General features: G+C 70.2%; 22 protein-coding genes and 3 pseudogenes. 9 read left to right on the plus strand and 16 right to left on the minus strand.

Translation table 11 applies throughout. The annotated features are described in order from the left end of the window. Positions 1 to 21 precede the first annotated feature (21 nt). Positions 22 to 525 (minus strand): nuclear transport factor 2 family protein, encoded by a 504-nt coding sequence (locus tag QMF80_RS15960; protein ID WP_283453718.1) that lies wholly within the window; start codon positions 523 to 525, stop codon positions 22 to 24. A 112-nt stretch (positions 526 to 637) separates the two neighbouring features. Between QMF80_RS15960 and QMF80_RS15965 the strand changes: the two genes are divergently transcribed. Both QMF80_RS15965 and QMF80_RS15970 read left to right on the plus strand, forming a co-directional pair. Then, positions 638 to 1,198: a PadR family transcriptional regulator gene (locus tag QMF80_RS15965; protein WP_283453720.1), complete on the plus strand. Its 561-nt coding sequence runs from the start codon at positions 638 to 640 to the stop codon at positions 1,196 to 1,198. Continuing rightward, on the plus strand, positions 1,195 to 1,980 hold the full coding sequence (locus QMF80_RS15970) for an SGNH/GDSL hydrolase family protein (RefSeq protein WP_283453722.1): 786 nt from the start codon (positions 1,195 to 1,197) through the stop codon (positions 1,978 to 1,980). Before QMF80_RS15965 ends, QMF80_RS15970 begins: the two co-directional genes overlap by 4 nt. Before the next feature lie 35 nt (positions 1,981 to 2,015). On the opposite strand, the gene QMF80_RS15975 is transcribed toward QMF80_RS15970, so the two are convergent. Further along, positions 2,016 to 3,251, minus strand: coding sequence for a PucR family transcriptional regulator (locus QMF80_RS15975; protein ID WP_283453723.1), 1,236 nt, complete (start codon positions 3,249 to 3,251; stop codon positions 2,016 to 2,018). Positions 3,252 to 3,427: 176 nt separating this feature from the next. Here QMF80_RS15975 and QMF80_RS15980 point away from each other — a divergent pair, with 176 nt between their 5' ends. Beyond that, complete coding sequence (locus QMF80_RS15980) at positions 3,428 to 4,327, plus strand: esterase/lipase family protein (protein ID WP_283453725.1); 900 nt, start codon at positions 3,428 to 3,430, stop codon at positions 4,325 to 4,327. Between the two features lie 63 nt (positions 4,328 to 4,390). On the opposite strand, the gene QMF80_RS15985 is transcribed toward QMF80_RS15980, so the two are convergent. The 6 genes and pseudogenes from QMF80_RS15985 to QMF80_RS16010 form a co-directional block, all read right to left on the minus strand. Continuing rightward, positions 4,391 to 5,962, minus strand: a complete 1,572-nt coding sequence (locus QMF80_RS15985) for a purple acid phosphatase family protein (protein WP_283453727.1) — start codon at positions 5,960 to 5,962, stop codon at positions 4,391 to 4,393. Between the two features lie 109 nt (positions 5,963 to 6,071). Further along, entirely contained in the window at positions 6,072 to 6,497 is a 426-nt protein-coding gene (locus QMF80_RS15990; protein ID WP_283453729.1) for a hypothetical protein, read from the minus strand. 127 nt (positions 6,498 to 6,624) lie between these two features. Beyond that, positions 6,625 to 6,936 carry a hypothetical protein gene (locus QMF80_RS15995; RefSeq protein WP_283453732.1) on the minus strand — a complete coding sequence of 104 codons (312 nt, stop codon included), beginning with the start codon at positions 6,934 to 6,936 and terminating at the stop codon, positions 6,625 to 6,627. Positions 6,937 to 7,070: 134 nt separating this feature from the next. After that, positions 7,071 to 7,442 (minus strand): hypothetical protein, encoded by a 372-nt coding sequence (locus QMF80_RS16000; RefSeq protein ID WP_283453734.1) that lies wholly within the window; start codon positions 7,440 to 7,442, stop codon positions 7,071 to 7,073. A 149-nt stretch (positions 7,443 to 7,591) separates the two neighbouring features. Continuing rightward, a complete protein-coding gene (locus QMF80_RS16005; protein WP_283453736.1) occupies positions 7,592 to 8,632 on the minus strand; it encodes a trypsin-like serine peptidase in 1,041 nt (346 codons plus the stop codon). Positions 8,633 to 8,921: 289 nt separating this feature from the next. Then, positions 8,922 to 9,260: pseudogene (locus QMF80_RS16010) on the minus strand (WYL domain-containing protein); the annotation flags it as partial. Between the two features lie 330 nt (positions 9,261 to 9,590). Between QMF80_RS16010 and QMF80_RS16015 the strand changes: the two are divergent. The 3 genes and pseudogenes from QMF80_RS16015 to QMF80_RS16025 all read left to right on the plus strand — a co-directional run bounded on the left by QMF80_RS16015 (position 9,591) and on the right by QMF80_RS16025 (position 13,765). Then, the gene (locus QMF80_RS16015; protein ID WP_283453738.1) at positions 9,591 to 9,791 is read left to right on the plus strand and encodes a hypothetical protein; all 201 of its coding nucleotides are present in this window, start codon (positions 9,591 to 9,593) and stop codon (positions 9,789 to 9,791) included. A 1,505-nt stretch (positions 9,792 to 11,296) separates the two neighbouring features. Continuing rightward, positions 11,297 to 12,064 (plus strand): bestrophin-like domain, encoded by a 768-nt coding sequence (locus QMF80_RS16020; protein WP_283453740.1) that lies wholly within the window; start codon positions 11,297 to 11,299, stop codon positions 12,062 to 12,064. Between the two features lie 116 nt (positions 12,065 to 12,180). Beyond that, positions 12,181 to 13,765: pseudogene (locus tag QMF80_RS16025) on the plus strand (flavin monoamine oxidase family protein). A 171-nt stretch (positions 13,766 to 13,936) separates the two neighbouring features. Here the strand turns inward: QMF80_RS16025 and QMF80_RS16030 are convergent. The 5 genes from QMF80_RS16030 to QMF80_RS16050 form a co-directional block, all read right to left on the minus strand. Then, complete coding sequence (locus QMF80_RS16030) at positions 13,937 to 14,098, minus strand: hydrophobic protein (protein WP_283450242.1); 162 nt, start codon at positions 14,096 to 14,098, stop codon at positions 13,937 to 13,939. Between the two features lie 171 nt (positions 14,099 to 14,269). Beyond that, positions 14,270 to 15,085 carry a class I SAM-dependent methyltransferase gene (locus QMF80_RS16035; RefSeq protein WP_283453741.1) on the minus strand — a complete coding sequence of 272 codons (816 nt, stop codon included), beginning with the start codon at positions 15,083 to 15,085 and terminating at the stop codon, positions 14,270 to 14,272. A gap of 203 nt (positions 15,086 to 15,288) precedes the next feature. After that, positions 15,289 to 15,843, minus strand: coding sequence for a hypothetical protein (locus QMF80_RS16040; protein WP_283453743.1), 555 nt, complete (start codon positions 15,841 to 15,843; stop codon positions 15,289 to 15,291). A 795-nt stretch (positions 15,844 to 16,638) separates the two neighbouring features. Then, entirely contained in the window at positions 16,639 to 17,889 is a 1,251-nt protein-coding gene (locus QMF80_RS16045; protein WP_283453745.1) for an esterase/lipase family protein, read from the minus strand. Between the two features lie 420 nt (positions 17,890 to 18,309). Beyond that, the gene (locus QMF80_RS16050) at positions 18,310 to 18,843 is read right to left on the minus strand and encodes an NUDIX hydrolase (protein ID WP_283453762.1); all 534 of its coding nucleotides are present in this window, start codon (positions 18,841 to 18,843) and stop codon (positions 18,310 to 18,312) included. A gap of 1,157 nt (positions 18,844 to 20,000) precedes the next feature. On the opposite strand from QMF80_RS16050, the gene QMF80_RS16055 reads away from it, so the two are divergent. Further along, a complete protein-coding gene (locus tag QMF80_RS16055) occupies positions 20,001 to 20,339 on the plus strand; it encodes a MerR family transcriptional regulator (protein ID WP_283453747.1) in 339 nt (112 codons plus the stop codon). A 275-nt stretch (positions 20,340 to 20,614) separates the two neighbouring features. Here the strand turns inward: QMF80_RS16055 and QMF80_RS16060 are convergent, their stop codons facing one another. From QMF80_RS16060 to QMF80_RS16070, 3 genes are read right to left on the minus strand one after another with little or no spacing between them, the layout of a single operon-like run. Further along, on the minus strand, positions 20,615 to 21,190 hold the full coding sequence (locus QMF80_RS16060; protein ID WP_283453749.1) for a hypothetical protein: 576 nt from the start codon (positions 21,188 to 21,190) through the stop codon (positions 20,615 to 20,617). Beyond that, a complete protein-coding gene (locus QMF80_RS16065) occupies positions 21,190 to 23,430 on the minus strand; it encodes a DUF6571 family protein (protein WP_283453751.1) in 2,241 nt (746 codons plus the stop codon). Before QMF80_RS16065 ends, QMF80_RS16060 begins: the two co-directional genes overlap by 1 nt. Before the next feature lie 11 nt (positions 23,431 to 23,441). Then, on the minus strand, positions 23,442 to 23,795 hold the full coding sequence (locus tag QMF80_RS16070; RefSeq protein WP_283453753.1) for a hypothetical protein: 354 nt from the start codon (positions 23,793 to 23,795) through the stop codon (positions 23,442 to 23,444). Positions 23,796 to 24,281: 486 nt separating this feature from the next. On the opposite strand from QMF80_RS16070, the pseudogene QMF80_RS16075 reads away from it, so the two are divergent. After that, positions 24,282 to 24,632: pseudogene (locus QMF80_RS16075) on the plus strand (helix-turn-helix domain-containing protein); the annotation flags it as partial. Between the two features lie 162 nt (positions 24,633 to 24,794). Continuing rightward, positions 24,795 to 25,065, plus strand: a 271-nt coding sequence (locus QMF80_RS16080) for a transposase (RefSeq protein WP_283453763.1), incomplete at its 3' end; no start/stop codon positions are given.

Below are 25,065 nucleotides of genomic sequence, written 5' to 3' on the forward strand. Positions count from 1 at the left end.
CGGACCCTCGCCCGGACCCCCTCAGGCGCGGACGGCCGCGTCCGGCGCCGGACTCTCCGGCGCCGGGCCGCCCGGCGCCGGGCCGCCCGGCGCCGGTACGAGGCCGTCCGCCACCAGCCCCGCCAGCACCGCCTGCCCCAGCGCCACCACCGCCGACTGCGGCCGGACCATCACGGTGATCTCCCGGATCCGCGCGCCCTCGCCGCCGTCCCCCTCCAGGTGCAGCAGGTCGATGCCGTGGATCTCCTTCCCGTCCACCGTCGCCCGGAAGACCAGGACCGCCGCCGGGGCCTCGGTCCCGTCGGCCGCGGTCTGCGCGGCCCCCTCGAACCGGCCGACGTAACGGAAGTCCTCGAAGGTCCGCAGCAGCACACCGAAGAGCCCCGCCACCATCGGCAGCCCCTCGAACGGCGTGAACTTCACCGGGCTGTAGAGCCGCACGTCCTCGGTGAACAGCTCGTTCAGGGCGGTGAGATCGCGGCGGTCGACGGCGGCACGGAAGCGGTCCACGGTGCTGGTGGTCATGACGTCTCCTCCGTCCTCATACTCATGAAAACGATTACTCAATTTCTTGACTATGATGACCCAGGTCCCCGCCCGTGACCAGGCCCCGCGACAGCAGAGGAAGGCGAGCCCGATGGCACTGCGCCACGCCGTACTGGCGGCGCTGCTCGACGAGGAACTGAGCGGCTACCAGCTGGCCAAGGCCTTCGGCATGGGAGTGGCGAACTTCTGGCACGCCCTCCCGCAGCAGGTCTACGTCGAACTCGCCAAGCTCGAACAGGAAGGCCTGATCGCGGGCCGCGAGGTGGTCCAGGACACCCGCCCCAACAAGCGGCTGTTCCAGGTCACCGCCACCGGCCTGGCCGAACTCGAACGGTTCACGGCCGCCGCCACCAAGCCCTCCTCCATCCGCGACGACCTCCTCGTCAAGGTCCAGGCCGCCGGACACGTCGACAGCGACGCCCTGATCGCCCAGCTCACCGAACGGGCCGCCTTCGCCACCGGCAAGGTCGAACTCTTCGAAGCCATGCTCCACAAGATGCGCGGCGAGCGCACCGAAGAGGAGTACCTGCGCCACGGCGACCGCATCGGCCCGTACCTGACCTGCCTGCGCGGCCTCGACTTCGAGCGGGCCAACCGCGACTGGTACGAGCGCACCGTGACGATCCTGCACGAGAGGCGGCGCCGGCCGTGACCAGCGCTGGACCGCTCCGCCCCGGCCCGCTGCGCTACGTCGCCCTCGGCGACAGCCAGACCGAGGGCGTCGGCGACGGCGACGACACCACCGGCCTGCGCGGCTGCGCCGACCGCTTCGCCGAAGGGCTCGCCGCCCACCACCCCGGCGTCCTGTACGCCAACCTCGCCGTCCGCGGCCGCCTCGCCGGACAGGTCAGGCAGCAGCAGCTCGGCCCCGCCCTCGCCCTGCGCCCCGACCTGGCCACCGTCGTCGCCGGGGTCAACGACCTGCTGCGGCCCCGCTTCGACGCCGACGAGGTCGCCGCCCACCTGGAGGCGATGTTCGAGGCGCTCACCGCCCGGGGCGCCCGCGTCGCCACCGTCACCTTCCCCGACGTCACCCGGCTCATCCCGCTCGCCCGGCCCCTCGGCTCCCGGATCGGCGCCCTCAACACCCGCATCCGGCTGGCCGCCGCGCGCCACGGCGTCGCCGTCGCCGACACGGCCCGCCACCCCGTGGTGATCGACCCCCGCCTGTGGAGCCCGGACCGGCTGCACGCGAACCCGCTCGGCCACGCCCGGATCGCCGCCGCCGTCGCCCACGCCCTCGCCCTGCCCGGCAGCGACGACGCCTGGACCCGCCCCCTGCCCGGCCCCCGCCCCCCGGACCGCACCACCCTGGACGACCTCCGCTGGGCCAACGCCTTCCTCGGCCCCTGGGTCGCCCGCCGCCTGCGCGGCCGCTCCTCCGGCACCGACCGCGCCCCGAAGCGCCCCACCCCCCTGCCCGTCACCACCTGAACGGACCGCCCCCGTCCCCACCGGCGGACCCGCGCCTACGCCCTCGCCGCCCGCCCCGCGTCGTACGCCGTCAGGGCCGCCGCCAGCCTGCGCGCGTCGCCCGGGTCCGTCGCGTCGTACCCGGTCAGCAGATGGATCCGGCCGAGCCGGTAGGTCAGCGTGTTGCGGTGCACCGTCAGCGCGTCCGCGGCCTGCGCCCGCCGGTAGCCCGCCGCGACGAACTCCCGCAGCGTGCCCAGCAGATGGGGCTGCCCCGCCAGCGGCGCCAGCGTCCCGGCCAGCGCGTCGCGCGCCGGGCCCGGCTGGACCAGCTGGTACTCCACGGCCAGATCACCGAGCCGGTACAGCCCCGGCTCCCGCCCCAGGGTCTCCGCCAGCGCCAGCACCTCGGCCGCCTCGGTGTGCGCCTGCGCGATCGCGGCGTGCCCGCCCGCGACGGCCGCCGCCGCCAGGCAGCGCAGCCCCGTCGCCGCCTCCAGCCGCCCGAGCACCCGCCGCGCCCCGCCCGCCCGCACCGGCTCGCCCCGCTCCGCGCGCTCACCCCGGCCCCGCCGCCCCCGCTCCGGACCGGCCCCGCAACCCTCCTCCGCCACGGGTACCAGCAGCACCCCGCCCTCCCCCTTGAGCGTCGCCAACACCCCAGGATCCCGGTCGAGTTCGGACCGTACCGCCCTCAGCACCCCGGTCGTCACACCCCCCTGCGCCTCCGGCAGCCGGAAGACCACCACGTCGTACCGCTGGGCCAGCGTGCGCCCGTACCGCTCCGCCGCCCGCCGCGCCGGACGCCCGGCCAGCAGGACATCGGCCAGGTCCCGCCCGTGCTCGCGCTGCTCCCAGTCGAGGTCGGCCTGCTCCCGTACGTACGCCTGCGCGACCTTCGGCATCACCTCCGCGAGGAAGGCGAGCAGCCGCGTCCCCAGTACGTACGGATCGATCCCCGCCCCGCCCTCCGGGACGGCCAGCCGCCACGCCTCGCCCGCCCCGAGCGAGTACACCCGCAGCACCGCCTCCAGCGGCACCCCGTCCCGCGCCCGCTCCGCCCCCCACGCGACCGGCGCGGCCAGCTCCGCCGCGTCGGGCAGCCGCCCCTCGGCCAAGGTGGTGAGGAACAGCCGCAGCACCGCCTCGGTGTTCGCGAGCAGGTCCCCGTCGATCACGCTGCCGGGCAGCAGCCGGTAGGCCGGGATCGCGGCGGTCAGCCGGGCGACGGTGGCCGCGGCGATCTCCCCGGCCCGGGGCAGCAACGACGCGGCGAAACCGGACTCGTCCATCCGCACATTGTCACCGCGCACAAACGCGGGAGGAAGCTTTATGCGCGTACCGCCAGGGGACACGGCCACCCCACCGGAGCATCCTGTGCAGTCCGACCAGCCCGCGACCCGACCAGCCCACGATCCGACCAGCCCGCGATCCGACCAGAACGGCCCATCCCCCCAGGAGCGTTCCGATGACAGCGACAGCGACAGCGCACCCCCTCCGCCGGTGGCTCGCCCGGGCCGCCCTCCCGCTGGCCCTCGCCCTGGCGGCGGCCACCGCCGCCCCCGCCCACCACGCCGACGCGGCGCCCGCGGCCTCCGGCGGCGTCAACGACTTCTCCTGCCGCCCCAGCGCCGCCCACCCCGAACCGGTCGTCCTCCTCCACGGCACCTTCGCCACCTGGTACGAGGACCTCAACTACCTCCAGGCCGACCTCGCCGCCCGCGGCTACTGCACCTTCGCCCTCACCTACGGCGCCTACGACGGCTTCCCGCTGGTCGGCGGCCTCAAGCCGGTGGCGCTCTCCAACGTCGAGATCAAGGAGTACGCCGAGCGGGTGCGCGCCGCCACCGGCGCGGCCCAGGTCAGCGTCGTAGGCCACTCCGAGGGCGGCCTCCAGGCCCTCTACCTCGCCAAGATGCAGGGCATCCAGCCGCACATCAAGGCGGTCGTCGCCATCGCGCCCCCCACCCACGGCACGGACGCCTCCCGCCTGGTCGACCTCGGGAACAAGGTCCTCGGACCCGGCACCCTCGACACCATCGCGGCCACCCTCGGCTTCCCGGTCCTGTCCGACGAGTTCCCCGGCGGCCCCGCGGTCACCGCCCTCAACGACGGCCCGGTGGCCCAGCCCGGGATCGCGTACACGATCATCTCCTCGCGCTACGACGAACTCGTCACCCCCACGGAAACGGCCTTCGTCCGCGAACCCGGCGTCAAGAACCAGTACGTCCAGGACTCCTGCCCGCTCGACCCGGTCGGCCACATCGGCGAGGCGTACGACCTCAACGTCTGGCACCTGGTCGGCAACGCCCTCGACCCCCGCCGCGCCACCCCGCTCGCGATCTGCGCCGTCGGCTCCCCGGGCTGACGCGCCCCGGGCGGGGGCGGGGACCCCCGGCCCCGCCCGCCTACCCCCCCGCCTACCCCCCGCCTAGCGCCCGCGCTGGATCTCGAAGTGGTCCACCCGCTGCCCCGACTCCGCGAGCGCGCTGACCGTCAGCTTCGGGTGCCGCCCGGCCTCCACCTCCACCGCGAGGAACGAGTAGTTGGTGTACCGCACCCGCGACCACTCGACGGTCTCGGTCGCCTTCGCACCGCCCTTGACCCACCGGTAGGTGTCCACGCTGTCGCGGTCCGCGACATGGCCCTCGTACGAGTCCGGCACCGGGAAGCTGTACAGCGAACGCCCCGCCGCACCCGCCGTGACGTACACGATGCCGTCCTTCGTCGGGTCGGTGCGCTCGCCGATCGGCACCTTGCGGCCGACCTTGTTGCCCTTGATGGCGTCGGTGCGCTCGTACACGTGGTTGTGGCCGTTGATGACCAGGTCCACCTGGTGCTTCTCGAACAGCGGCACCCACACGTCGCGCACCCCGCCCTCCGAGGCGTGCGAGCTGGTCGTCGAGAACGCGCAGTGGTGGAAGAACACCACGACGAAGTCGACGTCGGGGTGGTGCCGCAGCTCGCCCAGGCGCCGGTCCAGCCACGCGGTCTGCTTGCCGCCGCTGATGCCGAAGTTGGCGGGGATCTCGTACGAGACGTCATTGGCGTCGAGTGCGATCACCCCCACGTTGCCGTGCACGAACGAGTACACGCCGGGCTGGTTGACCGGGTCCGGGCCGTTGTCCGGCAGGGACCAGCGGGCGTTCTGCCCGCCGTAGCCCTGCGGCGAGTACCAGGCCTCCATGTCGTGGTTGCCGGTCGTCACCATCCACGGCACGCTCTTGGCGACCGTCTCCGTCTGCGCGAGGAACTGGTCCCAGGTCCGCGCGTCGTACGTGTCGCCCGTGGTCCCCGAACCCGCGGAGTCGGCGTAGCAGATGTCACCCGCGTGCAGGTGGAAGGACGGGTTCTGGGCCAGCAGCACCGCGTCGTTGCCCAGCGCGTGATAGCTCACGCCCTGGTCGCCGAAGGCGGTGAAGGTGAAGTTCCCGGGGCGCGCGGGCGCGGTGGTGAAGGTGCCGAGCGTGCCCAGGTTCCGGTGGTCCGCCGGGTCGAACCCGTCGTGGCCGACGCCGTAGTAGTACGTCTGTCCCGGCCGCAGCCGGTCCAGCCCCGCGTGCAGGTAGAACTGCTCGGCCGCCGCGATCTTGCCGCCGTTCAGGACGGGGGTGCTCAGGTGCCGCACCTCGGCGTCGATCTTCCGGCTGAGTGCCCAGGGACTGGTACCGACCCGCAGGTACGGATTCCTGACCGCGAACGGCACCTGCCAGGAGACCCGCATCTGCGTCTTCGGGTCCGCGCCGAACTGCAGGTGCCGCGCGAACGGCGCGGTCAGCGACCCGTCCACCCCGCGCCGTTCGCCCGACGTCACCAGAGCGGGCGCCGCGTGGGCGGGCGAGGCCGCGCCCGCGCCGAGGCCGACACCGGCCACGGCCGCGGTGACCGCGCCCGCCCGCAGCGCCCCACGCCGCGTCAGCTTCGAGCGCAGGTAGTCGTGCTGCTCGGCCATGCTCATCCGCGCGACGAGCTTCTTCGGGATACCGAAATCAGGAAGGTCCATGGCCGGAAACTTCCTCTCCCCGGGCGACGCGAATCCGACGTACGGGCGAACGGGGGGCGTACAGGCGGTCAGGGGGGTCCTAAGAAACCGGGCGGGTACACGGACCCGATCAGGCCGGTACGCAGACCTCCTTGCCCTTGAGCGTGCCCTGCCCCACCACCTCGATCAGCGGGTAGACACACCCCGCGGCGAGGTACGTCGACCAGGTCTCGGTGCCGGTGTCGGTCCCCGGCACCAGCGGACCGTGCACGTTCTTGCTGAAGTTCGCGCCGCCCCCCGTGGTGTTCTGCCACCCGAGCCGCACGTGCACCGCGGACCCCGCCCGCTTCCAGTACCCGACGCCGATCACGCCCGACGCCCCGACCCTGCCGTTGACGTCGATGCACAGGCTCCCGTTGCCGAGGTCCGTACACCGCTGTACGTACCCCCGTACGGCCCCGCCCTCGGCGTGCGCCGCCCCGGTCGTCGCCACCACCAGCAGCGCCCCGCCCGCGGCCACCATCCACGCCCTCGCGAACCTCCGCCTGTCACGCATGCCGTGTTCCCTTCTGCCGGGGGAGCGCCGGGAACGGGACGAACCCGGCGCCATCACACCGACGAGCCTCGCCCCTCCCGCCGCCCAGGTCGATGACCCACCCGTCGCCCACCCCAAGGGGACACGGTCAACCCCCCGGGAAACCCCCGCGGGGACCGGGCCGGGTTGCTGTGGAACGTATGCCGGTCCGTATCCGGCCGCCCCCCGTCGCGCGGTCCTCGCCCCGGCCCCGCATGGTCAGCGAGAGGGTGATGTTCACGATCAGCAGGACCAGCGGCACGGGCCAGGCCGCGGGGAACCCCTGCAGGATGTCGAAGGCGGCGGCGAGAACACCTTCGAACGCGAAGAACCAGACGGGCAGCCGGTAGTCGGCGGGAGTCCGGACACTGCTGTCGGCGCTGCCGTCGGCACTGCTGCCGGTCTTCTTCAGGATGTTCACGCTGCTGCCCCCGTGGTCGGTGTAGTGATCCACATTTTTGCGCGGGGGAGCGCACTGGAGGCAGGGGCCGCGGGTCAACTCTCCACCATGACAGCTGTCATGCGCCGCCCTCGGGACCCCTGGCACGGCCCGTCTCAGACAGGACCGAAGAGGTCCTCGCCCACACCGTCGAGGATGAACCCGCTGTCGAACCGGACCCGCACTGTCACCCGGGGCCCCTGCTCCTGGAACGCGGTCCACGCGGGCTTCAGGGAGGCGACCTTCTCCTCGAGCTGCTTCCTGCTCTCCGCCGGCATCTCGTGGCCGAAGCTGTCGAGCAGCGATCCGAGCCGCGCGTACTCGCGTACGTCGTCGCTCTCGTGATGGTGCTCGACCACGCCCTCGACGACCCCTCCCGTACCCGCGCCCAGGACCAGGAACCCGGAGGAGCCCTCCTCGCCCCCACCCAGTTCGCCCAGCCTGACGTCCGCGGCCAGCGCCACCCGCTGGCCTTCCTGCAAAGTCATCGGCTCTCCCTCTCCCACCTGTCCGTCCGCCGGGCCGACCCGGCCCGACCCCACCCATCAGAGCACAGCGCTCACGCCGATCGGCGATCGAGGCGACGGGACGCTCACCCGGCAAGCCCCGCCCGGCCGGGCGGAACGCGCCCCCGGGGTCAGAGCGAACGCGTCCGCGCCCAGTCATAGAGGTGGCGGGCGCTGTCGCCCAGGCGCGTGGCGTAGAGCGTGGGCGTCTGGCCGCCCGCGAGGTCGGCGCCCGTCGTGGTGACTCCGACGACGGTCCCGGTACCGGTCCGAGGATCGAACCGGGCGAAGTGCGGACCGCCGCTCGCCCCGCTCGACATGTCGCAGGCCTCACCCCACAGCAGCGGCGCCTTGGGACCCTGCCGGGCCGGCCCGGCGCAGTGGATCATGCGTGATCCGGCGTACGCGACGCCCGGGTCGTTGAGCCGCCCCTTCGGGTATCCGAAGGTGTGGATGAACTCGCCCTCGACCGGCTTGGTGAAGGCGATCCTCTGGCTTCCCGTGACATCCGCGATCCTGCGCCCCCCGGCGGACGGGTTGGCGACGGCCATCCCCGTGTCGTACCCGGCGACCGCGATGTCCTGCGAGGTCGTCCCGCCCGGATCGGCGTTCCACCGGGACGACGTGGCCGCGCTCCTGACACTGAAGCCACCGAGCGGCTTCGTGCCGTTGCGGTAGCCGGGCACGAAGTAGAGGTTGTGGTGCCAGGTGCCGTCGGCAGCGGGATCCCCGACACCCCTCAGGCAGTGCGCCGCGGTCATGACGGCGCTGCGGTTCGCACTGTTGACGACCGTCGCGGTGCAGCTGCCGTCGTAGCCGTCGGAGAAGGTGAAGAAGAGCCGCCCGACGCTCTGGTCCACCGCGCCCCCGTGCGTCCAGGTAGCCCCGGGGTCCAGCGTGCCGGCGGGCAACGGACGCGGATCATCGGGCGTGTTGTCGTCCTCGGGCACCGGGGTGATCTCGGGGACCAGGGCGCCCGCCAGCTTCATGCGCGCCGGGGTCCAGTAACCCTCGACCTGCCGGCGCTCCTCTTCCGTGCCGGCACCGGAATGCGTGGTGACGGAATCGCGTTCCGCGGCGACGGCCGCGCCGGGCGGCGAGAGCGCCGCCGTGGTCGCACTCAACAGGAGAACCGCCGTGACGACGGTCTTGCGCGGGAACACCCGGTACATGGCTGACATCGTTGCCTTTCACGGCGCGTGCGGAGAAGGCGACGGCTGCCCGAACAGACCGCGCCGATCGATGCTGTCGGGCCGGAGGTGACCGGCCCTTTTCCCCGTACGACGTGCCACCGGGCCGGAGGTTGCTCACCTTCCCGAGGAACCTGCGGGGCAGCTCGGCGCCTCCCGGGCAGGAGAGCGCCGAGCTGCCCCGCCGCTCGTGCGGCCGATGTCGTCCAGGGACAGCCAACCCGCGCGCCGCCCGCCACCGCAGGGGGGCGGAACGGATCACGACCGCCACTCACCCGTGAGGCGGCCGCCTGCGGGCCGACTCCGCGAGCCGCGCGGCGTACGCGGTGACGAGCCCGCGCAGCTCGTCCGGCCGCTCGATGGCGAACGGACGGTCGAGCGAGGCGAGCCCCGACAGGACGCGTTCCACCGGATCGAACCCGGCGGGCGGGACGAACGAGCCGGGCAGAGTCCGCGCCTCGGCAATACGGTCCAGCCGGAACGCACGGTCCTCGCCGACCGCGGGATCCCCACCCGTCACGTACCACCTGCCCGAGTGCGAGACGGGCAACTCCCGTGCCACGCGCGCGCCAGTGGACCGGAAACACATGTGATGATCGTGGCGTGCTGACGACCCGAAAGGCTCATGCCGCGTAGACGGCCGAGTGTGCTGCGTGCGCAGCAGTGGAAGCCCCCGTGCCAGTTCGCGTGGGCCGCTCCGTGGTGGATGGATGCTCCCCGCCAGCCCCTTCCCTGGCCGGCGCGCATCGAGGGCCTCTCACCACGGACCACGTCCGCGATCCACCGGGTGGAGACCCGGCGTCGTGGCGAGAACGGGCTGTGGCCCGGAGTGACCGAGGCCGGCCTGCGTTCCTATCGAGGGTTCCTCGCCGCCTCGGGCCGGTATCTCTACCTCCGTAGATCCCGGTGCCCCTGTGACGGATGCGAGCCGCAAGAAGACGTGTCCGTCGTCCGGGACCTTCTGGAGGCCGTGGCGGTGTGCCTGCCGCCGGTGGCGCGCCGGGAACTGACGGCCCTGCTCACCGGACTCGACGAAGAACTGCGGCGCAGGACGCTCCCGGACCCGTACGCCCGTCGCCATGCGTGGCGCGGGGGTGAGTGGTGGCATTTCAGGCTCTACGACGAGACCAGCCATCTCTGACCCAGTGGGCCGGCTCCTGGCCGAACCGGTCCGCCGGTGGCCTTCCGCGCGGCGAATGCCCGAATGGATCTTCGGATTACATAATGCTGATATGAGTTTCCGCCACAAGCTGTCCGGAATGGCGCGGGTCACGGCGCTGTTCGGTATCGGCGCGTGTCTGCTCGGGTCGGCGGCGCCCATGGGCGGTGGAGACGGGGACGTGCTCAGGATGTCGGTCTCGACGAATAGCGTATCGGCCCCTGGAGTCCAGGTCCGAGAGGGGCAGCAGCTGATCCGCGTATATCGTCTGCGAAATTTCGCGGAATACGGCCTGGGGGATGTCGAGGTGCGGGATGCGCAGGTAGCCGGTGGACTCGCACGGTGCCCCCGAACGTCCATGGAGCCGCTGGGCACGATGACCTGCCGCGCGACCCTCCCCGCCCTGGCGGGCCGTCACCTCGGCCGGGTCACGGCGACGGGCGTGCCGACATGGGAGGGATACGGTGCTTCCCGGGCCTCGGTCGCCGCGGGATACGAAGCCCACGCCTCAGCCTTGACCCTTCAGCGTTCCGCGTCGCAGAAACGTCTCTCCTACCGTCTGACGTACGCGGGTCCCGCCGACCTGGAGAACCTGCGATTGCGGGACCCGCTGTTGCGTACCGCCGGGCCGCTGAAGTGCTCCGCGGCGGGGGCGGGCCTTCCCCACCGTCTGCCGGCCGGGGCGAGCGTCGAGTGCTGGGCCCCGGCTCCGGCCCGGCCCGGTCGGCACGAGTCCGTCGCGCGGGCGTCCGGGACGACCCCGGACCGGGCCGTGTCCACGACGGGGTCGATGCTGCCCCCGCTCGACCTCGCCGCCCAGGCAGCCGCAGGCTATTCCGTACCCACCCCGCCCCCGCCCCCGACGCCCGGCCCGGCCGTCCCCGGTCAGGGAACCGGAAGGCCCCGGCCCCCCGGCACCGCCCCGCCGCGTGGCACGGCCCCCGGCAGCAACACCCCGCCCCGCGGGGCGGCCCCCGGCAGCACCCCTCCCCGTGGCCCGTCCCGCCGTGTCGCCCCGCCGCGCGACGGGACGGCCCCTCGCCCCGCCCCCGGCAGCGTGTCTCCCCCCAACGCCCCGGCCCCCAACGCCCCGGCGCCCGGCGCCCCCGCCCAGCCGCCGGCGGATGAAGCCGGGTCCGCCGCCGTCGGCGCCCCGGCGACTGGTGCGCAACCCCCGCCACCGGGCGTTCCCGCACCCGGGAGGCAATTCCTCCTGGGCGCGGGTGCTGCCGCCCCGGCGCCCAACCCCCGATCCGCCGCCCCATCGGTCACCCCGCCCACCACCGCGGCCACCTCCCGGGCCGCCACCACCGCGCTGCCCCCGGGCGTGGCCCTGTCCGACCCCCGGTCCCAACCGCGGCGCGAACCGCTCGGAGACAGTCTGGACTGGGCTTTCGTGGCCCTCATGATCGTGCTGGTTCCCGCCCTCCTCGCTGCGATGAGCTCCGGATCCCGCACATCGAAATCTCAGGGGAAAAGGGACTGACATGTTCGGCGTGGGTATCGTGTACGCACTCCTGGGTGCGGCCGCGGCATGTGGCCTGACGTGGGCGCTGTCCCGCAGCGAGGCCTCCAAGAAGGCGCACCTGGAGGCTCCCGCCCTGGGGTTCGTGGGAAGCGCGACTCTGGCACTCTTCGTGCTGACGGCAGCTTTCCTGGTGGCCAGTTCCTGGCAGCAGCGCAATGCCGCGAGTGACCACACCTACCAGGAGGCACGAGGGCTGGAGGCGGCCTACGTCAATGCCGGCGAGTTTCCGGCGGCTCTGCGCCTACCGGCCCGTAAGCAGCTGCGGGCGTACACCCAAGAGGTGGCCGGACCTGAGTGGTCTCTCATGCGGGGCCAGCAGATGAGCCCACAGGCCTCCGGCATGCTCGACCAGGCGCGGCTGACCATCACGCGTGCGCGGGGAGCGAACGACGAGCAGACGAGCGTCCAGGATACGGTCAGCGCCGCGCTGGACAGCGTGGCCACGGCGCGGAACCAACGGTCCAGCGACATGCGGTGGGCCGTCCCGGATCCGATTTTCTACGCTCTGATCTCCACGGCTGTACTCGTCGTGCTGTTTCCGGCGCTCGTCGGTATCAACGCCGGTCCACGGCACATGCTGGTGATGATTCTGCTGGGTACCGTGCTCGGTTTCGGAGTGTATTTGGTGTCGAGTCTTCAGTACTCCTTCACCCCGCCTCTCGGCATCGAGCCGGACGCCTATCGCCAGACCCTGACGCGGTTCGATCAGCTCGACGCGGCCACCTGACGCGTACGGTCCCAAAGCCCGGTCGCCCATGAGCCGTCTGAGGTAAAGAGGGCTGTACGTGTCAGCGCGGCAGTAGGTGACCGGCGCGAGCGCTGCATGGTGAAGCCATGCACGCCATGCGATCACCGCGACCGTCCGGGAATTCGCCCCGGCCCAATTCCCTTTCCCGGCGCGGTTTTACCGTCGCCGCCGCCGCGGTGGCGGCGGCGATCACCGCGAGCGCGCCCGCACCGGCGGCGGCCTCCGTGCCCGAGGCCGCCCTCGTGACCCCGGCAGCGACCGCATCGCTGTCCCAGCGCTGCCTCGAGGTGGCGCGAGCGCTGCTGATGCGAGGACCTGACGGCCAGGACCTGGTCCCGTCCTACCGCAACGCGCTGGTGGGCAACGGCCTTCCCCGGTCGCCCGCTCCGCCGAAGAAGGTACTGGTCGTAGGGGCCGGCCCGGCGGGGCTGGTCGCGGCGCTGCTGTTGCGGCGCGCGGGGCACACGGTCACGCTCGTGGAGGCCAACGGCAACCGCGTGGGCGGCAGGATCAAGACGTTCAGGACCGGTGGCCACGAGCGGGCCGAGCAGCCGTTCGCCGATCCGCGCCAGTAGGCGGAGGCCGGGGCCATGCGGGTCCCTCACCTCACGGCTTCCGCTCTCGTTCATCCACAGCTTTCTCGACGCGGCCCTCATCAGCCCCGATACCGCCTTCTGGGAGCTGCGGGGCGGCACCGCCGCGCTGCCCGACGCCCTGCTGAAGGAGGTCCGGGAGTGCATCCGCTTCGACCGCCGCGTCACCAGGATCGAGTACTGGGACCCGTCCCGCCCCCACCCCGAAACCCCTCACGTGAGCGCCGAGGGATCACACGTATGGGTCGACACCGTGTCGGAGGGACGCGAAGGCGCCCCGGTCCGTGAGCAGTTCACCGCGGACCTCGCCGTCATCACCGTGCCCTTCTCGGGACTGCGGCACATCCAGGTCGCTCCCCTCATGTCGTACGGCAAGCGCAGGGCCGTCACCGAACTCCACTACGGCAGTGCGACCAAGGTCCTCTTCGAATTCAGCGGCCGCTGGTGGGAGTTCAGCGAGGAGGACTGGAAGCGGGAACTCGCCACCATCGCCCCGGGGCTGTACGACTCCTACGGCAAGGGCCTGGCCCCCGCCGACGGCAGCCTCCTGGGCCGCCACGACTCCGTCACCGGTGAGCGCCTCTCCGCCAACCAGCGCGCCTTCTACGCCGCCTACCGCTCCGTCACCCGCGACCAGCCGGGCGCTGTGGCCAGTCTGGGCGGAGGATCGGTCAGCGACAATCCCAACAGGTTCACTTTCAACCCCTCCCACTCCGTGCCCGGCAGCCCGGGAGGTGTCGTGCTCGCCTCCTACACCTGGGCGGACGACGCGATGCGCTGGGACGCCTTCGACGACGACGCCCGCTACCCCCACGCCCTGACCGGTCTGCAGGAGATCTACGGCCAGCGCATCGAGATCTTCTACACCGGCGCCGGGCGGACCCAGAGCTGGGCACGCGACCCCTACGCCTACGGCGAGGCGTCCGTCCTCCTCCCCGGCCAGCACACCGAGCTGTTCCCCCACATCGCCACCCCCGAAGGCCCACTGCACTTCGCCGGTGACCACACGTCCCTCAAACCCGCCTGGATCGAGGGAGCCGTGGAGTCAGCGGTGCGCGTCGCACTCCAGGTCCACTCCGCTCGCTGACGGCCGCCCACCCCGAGGCGGCCGCGGCGACCGGCCTGACCGTGGAAGAAAGCGTCACCGGATCCTCTGGAACCGGAACATGACGGCATGACGGTGGCCCGTCACCCCGATTTCGAACGGGGTGACGGGCCACCGCCACGCTGTGTGCGACCTCGTACGGCCGTGGCGCCGCTACCAGCGGTACCAGCGGCCGCTGCCGCCCGCGGGGCGGGCGACGAAGCCGATGAGCCACAGGACCAGGACCGCGATGGCGACCCACCAGAGGATCTTCACCGCGAATCCCGCGCCGAAGAGGATCAGAGCCAGTAGAAGAACGAGAAGCAGGGGAACCATAGTTATCAACCTCCGAGCCCTCGCTTGCCCGGCCCCTCCCCGCCCATGCGTTCGATCTTATGTGTTTCTTATCCGACCGCCCGGGCATGCGAGACGCCGATTTTCGGCGTCAAGACCGGTCCGAACCGGTCCGAACCGGTCCGAACCGGTCGGAGGATCCGGGGGCGGTCCTCAACCCGACTCGGCGTGGACCGGCCTGCGGCCGCTCACCGCCCAGGCCCGGGCGATCAGCGCGATGGAACCGTCCGGCCTCCTGGGGACCGCCGCGCCGAGGGCGTCACGCACCCGGTTCCGGTCGGCCGGCGTGAGGGAGGCCACGTAACCCGGCGCGGGGCCCTGCCCAGCCAGGAAGGGCTCCCACAGGTCCGCGAAGTCGGTGAACAGGGTGGGCACCTCGATCGCGAGGGTCGACACATCGCGGAGCCCGGCGTCGGCCCACACCGCGCGCAGCCGCTCCGGACGGCACACCGGGAACCGGCGGCCCTCGTCCAGCGCCGCCGCGCCGGGATCCACCTCGATGGCGGCGTCCCAGAAATGACGGATGAGGCCCATGCCGTCGGCGTAGTCCCACACGTACGCGGCGACCAGGCCGCCCGGCCGGACCGCCCGGGCCATCTCGGCTACTCCGGCAGTGGGCGCGGGAAGGAAGTTCAGGGCCAGACCACTGATGGCCGCATCGCACGCTCCGTTCCGCACCGGAAGCGACATCGCGTCCGCCACGATGAAGTGCGCGGAGCGCGCGGCCGTGGCTCGGGCTGACGCCACGAAGCCCTCGGACCGGTCGATCCCCACCATCGACAGGGGCCGGCACCGCGCGGTCACCGCAGCGGACAGGACACCGGTGCCGCACCCCACGTCCACCCACCGCAGCCCCTCGGGGCAGTCGAGCCATGCGGCGAACTCCGCAGCGACAAGACGGCTCCACCGACCCATGTACCGCTCGTAGGCGGGCCCGCCCGCCCACACGTCAAAGTGTCCTTTGGCCATGGCGCCAGGATCCCCGCCCCGACGCCGCGCGACCCGAAGCCACGCGAGCACAGCAGAGCCGATGAGGCCGGGGCCTTCCTGGCGCTGGTCGCTCTCCGCATTTCAGAATGAGGCAGGCCGCTCGGCTGGTGTGATCGGGTGCTGTTGTCGGTATTCGCCGCCCGACCCGCGCGGTCGTCCGTTCCGCCGAGGGTGTCGGCGCGCTACCCGGCTCGCGCCCGCAGTGCGGTTACTTCTTCGGGGGTCATCGGAGCCCGGATGCTGTACACGTCGCCGACTCGCAGGTTGTCCGGGGTGCTGTTTTCGCCGTGGGCGCCGATGACGGTGACGGCGACGCGCGAGTCGGGCTGCCAGAACGTTCGGAAGTACGGGGCGTTGCAGGGGTATTCCGGGATCTCTCCGAGCGGGACGCCGCGCCGTTCCAGCAGGCGCCGGAGTGTGTCGAACCGGAGCCGGTGGGCGAACCGTCCGTATCGGGCGCGCAGTGCGTCGTTGACGACGTGGGGGTCCCGGTAGGCGAGTCGGTGTACCTGCAAGGTGACGTGGAGGCCTGTCCAGGGGGCGCTGCCGGAAGTGCGTTCCCAGGAGAACTCGGCGAGGCCGTAGTCACGGAACATGCTGCCCTTGCCGAAGCTGTTCTCGGCGAAGGACGAACCGAGGGCCTCGGTGACACGGTCGGGAGAATCCGCGGGGCCCACGCCGAGCAGACTGCCGGTGGTGACGACGTCCACGTAGAACGCCAGGGAGTACGGGGTCAAGAGAAGGTCCTCGGTGCGAGTCTGCGGGGTTGGTGGCCGCCCTGTATCGATCCCTCTGGATGCTGCCCCACGGTCGTCACGTCCCCCACTGGCCCCTCGCTTATTTGAATGCGTTCAAGATTCTCGCACAGGGACTACCTCGCAGTCGGTCGAGATTCTGGCGGAAATAGCGTGTCTGGCGTGCAAGGCAGGGGGCGCTTGCCCAGCCGTTGGAGTGCCAGACACCGGACCGAAGGGCCGGCTCTGTCCTGAACCATGGTGGATGGCGTGTATAGGGTGACTACCGTGCCTGCCTGAGGAGGAGACGGCCTGTGGAATCGGCGGAGTACGACTGTCAGTACGTCACCTGCGGGCTTGCGCCGGACAGTTTCACGCACGATTCGGATTGCATGTACCGGGAAGGCCCGTACTGTCTGCCCGCTACGCAAGACACCGGAGCGCCCCATGCTGACGGGGTCGGCCTCGGCACGGGTCCATCTGGCGCTTCTTCCCCGGCCGCCGGTTAGGTCGTGACCGCCCCCGTGCAGACCGGTCCGTGGGCCAGGGCACGGGGTCGAGGAGGTCCAGCGGCCCGAAGGCCAGCCGGACCCGCTCGGACGGGTCCAGGCACTCGTCGACGGACACCTCACCGGTCCAGGAGTGCGTGACCTCGTTGGCGGTGAGCGGCCGGTCCGGCCCCGCTACGTCGACCCCCTCGTCACCGGCCGCGGCCGGACGGCTTGATGACCGGATCCCGGGTCCCGGGTCCCCTCGGTCGTGCCGGGACCGGGAGCCGGTCATCGTCGCGGCAGTGGGTTATTCGCCCTGGAGCTTGGTCAGGATCCACTCGCCGAGTTCCTCGGTCATCAGTGTGTGTCCCTCGTTTTCGCTGGCGCACATGAAGGCGTCGAGTTCGCTGTCGGCGGGGTTGATCTTGCTGTACAGCGTGTCGTGGTCGTCGATGTCGCCCGCCGCCACTGCGCTGACGCTCGGGACGAACGTGCTCGTGTTGTAGGTGAGTTCGGCTGGCTGGCCTTCGAGGAGCCCGGCCAGGAAGGCGGCGGTTCCGAAGTTGCCGGGGTGGCCCGGGAGGTTGTGCGCTTCGGGGAACAGGCCGCCGGGAGCGCCGTCGATGTCGGGCAGGCCGCTGGTGCTGATCGGGATCTCGACGGCGCCGGCCTTCTTCAGGACGGCGACGATCTGGTCTCCCATGTTCTGCGTGTCCAGATGAGTGCCCGTCAGCTCCTGACCGGTGGTGCTCACCGCCGTCGTGCCGGCCGGGATGTCGTTTCCGGCGCCGGTCCCCGTCCCGTTTCCGACACCGAGCCGCCGTACGCCCTCGGGCCAGCCGCCGACCCGTTCGAGTTCGGCGAGAAAGTCGGTGCGGGCCTGGTCCTGGCGGGCCTCGGCGCCGACGGTACCGATGTGCCAGCGCAGCAGCTCTCGGGCGGCCGGGCTGTTGACCAGCACGGAGAAGCTGCCGAGGAGTTCGCCGAACCCCGGGATCGAGCCCCAGTTGTCCTTCACCCAGTGCGCGAACGCCTGTACCCCGATCGGCAGCCAGGCGCCACGGTGAGGTGTGTCGTAGGAGAGGTAGGTCGAGGTCTGGTGGTCGTCACCGTCGTCCTGCATCTTCGCGAGGGCGTAACGCGTTACCAGGCCGCCCATGCTGAAACCGCCGACCGTCAGCTTGGCGGTCCCTTCGCGGTCGTCGATCGCCTTCTCGATGCACTGGATCGCCACGGCGGCGTTGTCGATGATGGACGCGGACCGTTCGTCGAAGCCGAGGAGCACCAGGTCGAAGCCGGCCTCCCGCAGATTGGATACGAAGGGGTACTCGCCGTTCTCCAGGGCGTTCCACAGGGCGTCGGGATCGCTCTTCCCGGCGGAGAACCCGTCGGCGAGGATCACCGGCTTCCTTACCCGGCTCTGGCCCGGCGTGCTGTAGAACACCCAGGCGGTTCCCCCTTCGAGGGGCCACGTGGCGTCCCACGCGGAAGTCCTCGGGTACGCGGGCTGAGCGCCCGGCATGGCGTTGTCCCAGATGCTCACAACAGACATGGACATGAATCCAGCTCCTCCGTCTCGTGGTGCGGCCGGGCTGCGCCACCCGTGAGGCCGCCGCTTTCAGTGCGAAAGCGGACCCATGATTGCGAGGTTCAGATCCCGCTACCAGTGAATCCACATCACGTCACTCTTTAGACCCGATGCCCTTTCCGGGCAGGTCACAGGGCTGACAGGGAAGAAACGATGATGCGAGCCCGAGCATTCGGCCGGGCGTGAAGTACGCCTGAGCGACGGCTTCGAGCGCCCCCGGCATGACGGGCATGCCGTGATGTTGGTCAGCCGTGTGCGTCCTCCAAGAGAAGGAGAAGAGGACGCGGTGGCCGCGTGGGCGCCGGAGTGGGCCTGGATGGCGCGGGTCTTGATGGTGGCCGTGCGGGCGGCTACGGGGCTCCGTCGCGGCCGGGGGAGGCGACCGCGCGGCTAGGACTTGTCCGGGCGATCTTGCACGGCTCGTGCGATGAGGTCGTGGACCAAGAACTCGCCAGGCACACGGTTCTCTTTGAGGTGGTCAAGGTTGTCGGGGCCGAACCATCTGTATGCGGAGTGCTTGGACCATTCCAGATTGGGATGGTCCAAGTCGCCTTCGACCTCAACGAGATAGTCGGCCTCGTGACGGAGTCCGGCGCCGTCGTCTCCGGTCCAGGTGCTGGAGCCAAGGAATCGCCGCACGCGGCGAACACGCCAACCGGTCTCTTCCTCGACCTCCCGCGCGAGAGCCTCGAGGAGGGTTTCCCCGGCCTCGACGTGACCTCCCACGATGTCCCAGGTGTCGGGGAAGAGTCGGCGGTGGGGACTTCGTTTTTGGGCGAAGGCTTTGCCGTCGTGGTTGAGGATGACGGCTCCCACGGTCCAGACCTCGCCAGGTGTGGGCAGGGGCAGCTCGACGTCGTGGTCCACGCTGAACGACTGGTTGTGTGCGGGCATGGTCGACAGGGGTTCGGAGACGACCAGCATCACCGTGTCGGCGGTCTCCGCCGCGATCCCGGTCTGGCCGAGGACTTCGAGAAGACCCGGGCGTCCTCGCGGGCACCGGCGACCGCGGCCGCCCGGACAGGTGTCACGCCGACGCTGATCGCCGTTTCCATCAGACGCACCTGCTCTCTGGCTGGTCCCTGCCCGGTTACGCCTACCTGGTTCTCGTGCCCGGCCCGGGCTCTGCGCAACCCTCCACGACTCCGATTAGCTCACTGACCCGCCGCCAAAAAACTGTGTCGGCCAGAGTAGACATTGGCCGGTGGTGTGGTTATGGTTTCTCTCGTAGCCCAGAGAGACCGAAGGGCCTGGCAGAGACGAACTGCCGGGCAGCAGTACAAGCAGTTGCAGTACAAGCAGTACAGCTGGTTGTAGTTCGCATGACGGTGCGGTGGTGGAGTGTCGAAGCCAGGGCGGTTGCAGGACGGCGACGGGACTGACGACCGGACCGGGTGGCCCGCGGTGATCAGGGGCCGCCACAGGAAGTACTGCGGTTAGCGCAGTGGCAGTACCCAGTTAATGCAGTGGCAGTACCCATTAAGTGCAGTTCGCGGTACCCAGCAGTGAAGTTGAGTGGAGTGGTACCTCGGTGAAGGCGTCGGCTGCGGGCGCGCGCACCGGGAGGTTCGGCAGTGGGGTTCTAAGTCAGAGCAGACGCAGGACGGGCGACGGGGCTGGCTGCCGAAGGGTGGTGCTCTTACAGGCCACGAGCAGTACGCAACACCAGCAGTAAAAGTAGTACGCATCACAGCGGTACAAGCAGTTCGCAGTGCAGTAGTAGGAGCAGTACCCGTATCACCGCAGTATTCGCGTTGCTAGCAGTTCGCAGTATCAGCAGTTCGCAGTTCCCGTTTGGTAAGTAAGTGATTGATCCAGAGGGATGAACGGAGGGACCAGGCGCCATCAGGATCGCCCGGGCGGGCAGTACCAAGTCCGGGTACCGCAGGACATCGTTAGTGAGGTGGTCTCCGGTCACGCATCCGCGATCCCCGCACACCCCCGACACTTTCGCTTTGGTCGGGTGGGCGGAAAGAGAAGGCCGGCGCAGTACCAGGGCCGGCAGATGGTGTGAGTAGTTCCTTCGGGGCCCTGGTGCCATAGGCACCAGGGCCCCTCCACGTGCTCCACAGAGAGGTGCGATGACCGCAGACGACTCGTTCGGGCGTCTCGATGACGACGGCTACCCCGCCTACACCATGGGCCTGGCCGCCGACATGCTCGGCACCACCCAGAGCTTCCTGCGCGCCCTCGGCGACCACCGCCTCATCACTCCGCTGCGCTCCGCGGGCGGGCACCGCCGCTACTCCCGCTACCAGCTGCGGATCGCCGCCCGTGCCCGGGAACTCGTCGACCAGGGCACTCCCGTCGAGGCCGCCTGCCGGATCGTCATCCTCGAGGACCAGCTCGAGGAAGCGCAGCGGATCAACGCCGAACGCCGCCACGCCGCCGAATCAGCGAACCCGGCGTCCGCGGCTTGAGCCGTAGCGCACCTGCGGGCCCACAGGACCGCGCGCACTCCAGGCCCGGTGTGGGCGACGGCGGCCGGGTCCCGCCGGGGCACGCCCCCTTCGGGCCCACCCGGGGTTGTATCCCGCGGTGACAGGCCCGGTTGCACCCATCCCATGCCCAGCATCTTGAGTGCGGCCTGCTGGTCGGGGCCGAGCTTGTCCCGCCGGGCCTTGGTGTTGGTGATCCATACGCCGAGCCTTGACGGGTCACTGTCCGCGGTGCCGGGCGAGCGGCGCCGTCGGTTCTATGCCGTGCAGTCGTATTGGCGGGCGAGGTTGTCGACGGCCTCGAGCACGAGGGTGCGGGAGGCTGCTGTGAGCGCGGCGTCGTTCCAGTTCTCCGCCACGATGACGCCCGGGCCGATTTTCAGGGTGAGGGTGACATGTTCGGTGTCCGTCTTCATTTTCTTCGGGCAGGAGGCGGGGAGCTGAACCTCGCTCTGCCGCGGGCCCACCCACCCGGACGCGCCGGCGATCTGGGTGGCGCCCTTGGGAGGTTCGTTCAGGGTGTTGGTGGGCCGGACGTCCAGGGTGTACTGGAGCCGGTAGGTCGTCGCGCTCTTGCCCGTCGCGCGTCCGACGAAGCAGATGGTGGAGAACACCGGGTCCGCTGCCCGCGAGCCGGTGCCTTTGTCCTCGTCCACGAGCAGCTCGCCGCCCTTCCCGTCGTACAGGAGTCCGGCTGTCTCTTTGGTGAGCATGCCGAGGCAGACGTTCTGCGCACGCATGTCCTTGAGCGTGCTCGGCCACACCCGGATGGTGATGAGGGCGGCAGCCGCGATCAGGAGCACGGCGGGGAGCACGAGGTACTTCTTCTTCATCAGTACCGCTCTCCCATTTTCAGGTCGGCGTCCTTGATGCCGTTCTGGTACCACTGCTGTGCGGTTGGCTGGAGGCCGTCTTCGTACTCGCCGGGGCTCGCGTCGAGATCCGATGCGGAGAGCCCCTTGTCCGTTGCCATCTGGCGCAGCATGGCGTTCATTTCCTTCTCGCCGTTGTCGAAGTGGTTGATCATGTTGTTGCGGGTTTCGGCGTCGACCTTGGCGTTGAGGTCGTTCATGTACGCGGCAGTGCCGACGTCGACCGCGCGTTGGATAGCGTCTCCGGCGACGGGGATGGCCGTCAGGGGCGCGCCGATGATGTGATAGTCCATCATCTTGTTCCAGCCGTTGGCGTCCTTCTGTGCCTGGCCGAGATCGAAGATGACATCGCCGCGTACGCCGTCAAGGTGGCCGAGGACCCCTGCGGACTGTTTGACCCAGGCGTGCAGTTCTGGGTCCTCCTTACGGTAGGAGTCCGCGGGGAACCGGTCGAGCCCGTCGGCGATTACCGCGCTCTGCGAGGCGTGGATGACACCGAAGGCCTGGGGGTCCTCGGCGGTGGAGCGGATGATCCGGGTGAGGGCGCCGCGGTCGATGTCGAGGTTGTTGAACTCGGTGGGCCCGTCCATGTTCTTGCCGAGAATCTGGTGCACGTCCGAGCCGTAGTCGCCGATCATCTCGCCCATGCTCATGCGCATCGTGAGGGGCACCGCGCTCTGGTCTTTCTTCGTCGCGTCCGCGTACTGGTCGATCATCCGGTCGAAGATCGCACTCTCGGCGCCGTCGTGGTGAGCGGGAACAGGGTGCAGCGGACTGCCCGGGGGCCTGCCGGTGGCCGCGGCGTCGATCGCGGCGCCGAACTCGGCGCGGGCCGAAGTCCGCTGCAAATCGTCCGGCATCTTGTCCTGAACGTCGCCCCCCGGCCAGTCCCGGTCCTCCAGGAAGTACTTCAGGTTGTCCGTGGCGTTCGGGTCGAAGTAGTGGGTGGCGGCGGACGGGTTGCGGCTCATCGCGTTCATCAGACCCTTCACCGGGTCCTCCTGCGTGCCCTGCCAGTTCTTCATTACCCCGTCGTAGGCGTCCTTGTCGTGGGTCTCCCACTCGCGGATGGTGTCGCCGACCTCACCCAGGAACGCCTCGCTGTAAACCGGATCACCGGTGTCCTTCGCGAACACGCTGGACTTGGGGTCCTTCGGGTCGTACGGCTTGTCCCCGGCGTCGGCGGCCATCAAATCGGTGAGGGCGCTCAGACCCGACGCCCCGCCCTTGAGCTGGCCGGGATGCCGGTCGGGCAGGCCGTTGCCGTTACGGGCCGTGGCGATCAGCTTGTCCGTCCAGGCCGAGGTGACACCGCCCGGAGAGCCGATCGGGGAATCGGGGCCGGTGGCGGTGGCGAGACTCCCGGACAGGGCCTTGTAGAGCCGGGCATCGGTCCCCGACACCTGCCCGTCAACGCCACCGTGCTCCAGACTGCTGGCGAGCAGCAGCACCGCGTCCTGGTCCTCACGGCCGCCGTAGCTGAGATTCTGCATGAGTGCGACAGAGAACTCCGGCGAGTCCTTGCCGCCCTCGACAAGAGTGAGCAGCCGTTCGCGCTCCTTGTCATCCAGGTGCTCCCAGCGCGCGTAGAGCGTGGCGGCCTCGCGGCCGTTCGCCGCCTGCTGCGTCTGCTCCGTGCGCAACTTCTTTGCGTCGGCGACACCGCCCAGGTCGGTGCTGCCGAAGTCGTTGGGGTGGTTCTTGAGCAGCGCGCGCAGCCCCCAGGCACACAGCTCGTCCGCCTCGTTGGCACGCTGCAGAATGCCGTCAATCTTGCTGCGCAGGGCATCGAACTGTGCCTCGGTGGCGAGCGGCTCGGTGCTGTCCTTCGACCGGCGGTCGGGGTGGACGCGGTGGCTGAGGACGCCGTTCGGGTAAATGGTGATTCCCGGCGGAGGGTTCTCGTAGGTAGCCTTGAGATCATCCTGCGCCGACTTGAGCAGGGTGTGGGTGTCCTGGAGGAGATCACGTACGGACTCGGCCTCGACGACGGCGTCACCGAACTCCTTGGCCGTCTTGCCGACGAACTCCTTCGTCACGGAGGCGTTCTCACCCTTCCACAGGGCCTTGTCAGCCTTGCCCTTCATCGCCGACGCATCGGTCCGCAGGGCCGTCAGCTTGCCGATCATCTCCGTCCACTGAGTGGCGGCGGTACTCATCGGAGCGAGGCTGGCATTGAGGAGCTGCTCGAAAGTGGACACGCCGCGGCTCCTTAACGGAAGTAGTCACTGATGCGGGAAGCGGACACTGCACCGTCACTGCCCGGCACGACAGGCCCGACGATGCGCAGTTGCGCCATGATCCGTTCGTCCTCGGCCTTCGTGGAAGCCTTCGTGTAGTCGAGGTGGTTGGAGATGTGCGCACATGCCTGGAGGAGGGTCTTGACCTGCGTCTCCCAGGTCCGGTTCACCTCGGTGAGCGCATCACCCGTACCGAAGCCGTCACCCTTCAGAGTGGCACCGGCGCTCTCGCTGGCCGCGTTCGCGTGCTTCCCGCCCGACGCGAGCCCGTTGAACAGACCGAACGCGGCATGCCCGATATCACCGAGCTCGTCGTCCACCACCACGTAGTCAGCCGAGCCCCTTCGCAGCCGCGGAAACGCCCCCGCCGCCGGCCTGGTTCAGCCTCATGGAGACGGCCGATCTATGCCCGGCCCACTCATCCTCGAACGACATCCTCGACACCCCCGTGCGCCTCAACGCGCAATCGGCCCATACTGCTCACCGGTCACATGATCAACGGCTCACGATAGGCGATCGATCAAACGTACGGGGATCCGCTGGTGGATCTTGACGCCTTTCTACACGTGCGACGAGGTCCCACATAGGTGATGCCACAGCCGCAGGACGGACGACCGGCCCGGCCAGCCCTGCGCCGGATGGCGCCCCCACAGACGTTCGCCACGTCCAAAATGCTGCGGCCTGGCACTCCTTACCGTACGAAGCCGCGCCCCGCGGATCTGTCCGCGTACTGCCGTGCGGCGGCAATAACTGAGGGTTTCGGGTTGTCGTCGGGTGGTGACGGTTGATGATCCCTGCGGTATGCCGGTGGTATGCGTTATCCGGAGGGTGGGGGCCTGACCGCTGAGCGTCGGGCGTTTCGTGAGGGGATCCGGCTTCAGGCCGGCGAGCGGTTTGCCGCGGGTGAGAAGACCGTGGTGATCGCGAAGGATCTGCGGGTGAGTGTCCGGTCGGTGGAACGCTGGCGCCGTGCCTGGCGCCGTGCCTGGCGCGAGGGCGGCCTGGTGGCCTTGCGCTCCGCGGGCCCGGCGAACTCCCCGACCGTCACTGATGCCCAGTTCGCCGTGCTCGAGGAAGAACTCGGCAAGGGACCGTCGGCGCACGGCTTCGAAGACGAACGCTGGACCCTGGTCCGGGTGCAGACGGTTATCCGCCGCCGTCTGAGCTTTTTGTTTAACCTCGCTGGTCACCCGACCTGCTGATCTTGGTTCGTTCCGGGGACAGCGGGACGGCCGTTCTTCACGCTTCGAGGTGTCGAGCAACGTCGCGTGAAGGAACGGCCGCTGGTGAAGAGTCTCGCCCGTGAACAGTCCGCTGACGCCGCGCTGGGCGTCCTGTCCCACTTTCGTGTCGAGTTCTACGACTGCCTTTACAGCCGTGCGGATGCGCTCTTCGAGCTCACCGACGCGGTCCTGTGCGCCGATGGTCCGGTCACCTCGCTGGTCGAGCTGACGCTCACGGCCGAGCACCGGCGTGGGCACGGAGCGATGTACGACGCGGTCAACCACGGCTGGCTGGAGCCCCGGCGCCTGCGCAGGCTCCTCGCCTCGACGCCGCTGCCGCGGGCCGCCGACGGGCGGATCGTCCTGGCGGTGG

Source organism: Streptomyces sp. G-G2, from assembly GCF_030063135.1.
Lineage (GTDB): Bacteria > Actinomycetota > Actinomycetes > Streptomycetales > Streptomycetaceae > Streptomyces.

Bases quoted from the DNA above. Each gene is read 5' to 3' on its own strand.
- QMF80_RS16045 (WP_283453745.1), bottom strand. From the start codon at position 17,889: ATGTCCATGTCTGTTGTGAGCATCTGGGACAACGCCATGCCGGGCGCT.
- QMF80_RS16050 (WP_283453762.1), bottom strand. From the start codon at position 18,843: ATGCTGGTCGTCTCCGAACCCCTGTCGACCATGCCCGCACACAACCAG.
- QMF80_RS15965 (WP_283453720.1), top strand. From the start codon at position 638: ATGGCACTGCGCCACGCCGTACTGGCGGCGCTGCTCGACGAGGAACTG.
- QMF80_RS15985 (WP_283453727.1), bottom strand. From the start codon at position 5,962: ATGGACCTTCCTGATTTCGGTATCCCGAAGAAGCTCGTCGCGCGGATG.
- QMF80_RS15960 (WP_283453718.1), bottom strand. From the start codon at position 525: ATGACCACCAGCACCGTGGACCGCTTCCGTGCCGCCGTCGACCGCCGC.
- QMF80_RS15980 (WP_283453725.1), top strand. From the start codon at position 3,428: ATGACAGCGACAGCGACAGCGCACCCCCTCCGCCGGTGGCTCGCCCGG.
- QMF80_RS16060 (WP_283453749.1), bottom strand. From the start codon at position 21,190: ATGAAGAAGAAGTACCTCGTGCTCCCCGCCGTGCTCCTGATCGCGGCT.
- QMF80_RS16020 (WP_283453740.1), top strand. From the start codon at position 11,297: ATGTTCGGCGTGGGTATCGTGTACGCACTCCTGGGTGCGGCCGCGGCA.
- QMF80_RS15990 (WP_283453729.1), bottom strand. From the start codon at position 6,497: ATGCGTGACAGGCGGAGGTTCGCGAGGGCGTGGATGGTGGCCGCGGGC.
- QMF80_RS16030 (WP_283450242.1), bottom strand. From the start codon at position 14,098: ATGGTTCCCCTGCTTCTCGTTCTTCTACTGGCTCTGATCCTCTTCGGC.
- QMF80_RS16005 (WP_283453736.1), bottom strand. From the start codon at position 8,632: ATGTACCGGGTGTTCCCGCGCAAGACCGTCGTCACGGCGGTTCTCCTG.
- QMF80_RS16055 (WP_283453747.1), top strand. From the start codon at position 20,001: ATGACCGCAGACGACTCGTTCGGGCGTCTCGATGACGACGGCTACCCC.
- QMF80_RS16000 (WP_283453734.1), bottom strand. From the start codon at position 7,442: ATGACTTTGCAGGAAGGCCAGCGGGTGGCGCTGGCCGCGGACGTCAGG.
- QMF80_RS15975 (WP_283453723.1), bottom strand. From the start codon at position 3,251: ATGGACGAGTCCGGTTTCGCCGCGTCGTTGCTGCCCCGGGCCGGGGAG.
- QMF80_RS16035 (WP_283453741.1), bottom strand. From the start codon at position 15,085: ATGGCCAAAGGACACTTTGACGTGTGGGCGGGCGGGCCCGCCTACGAG.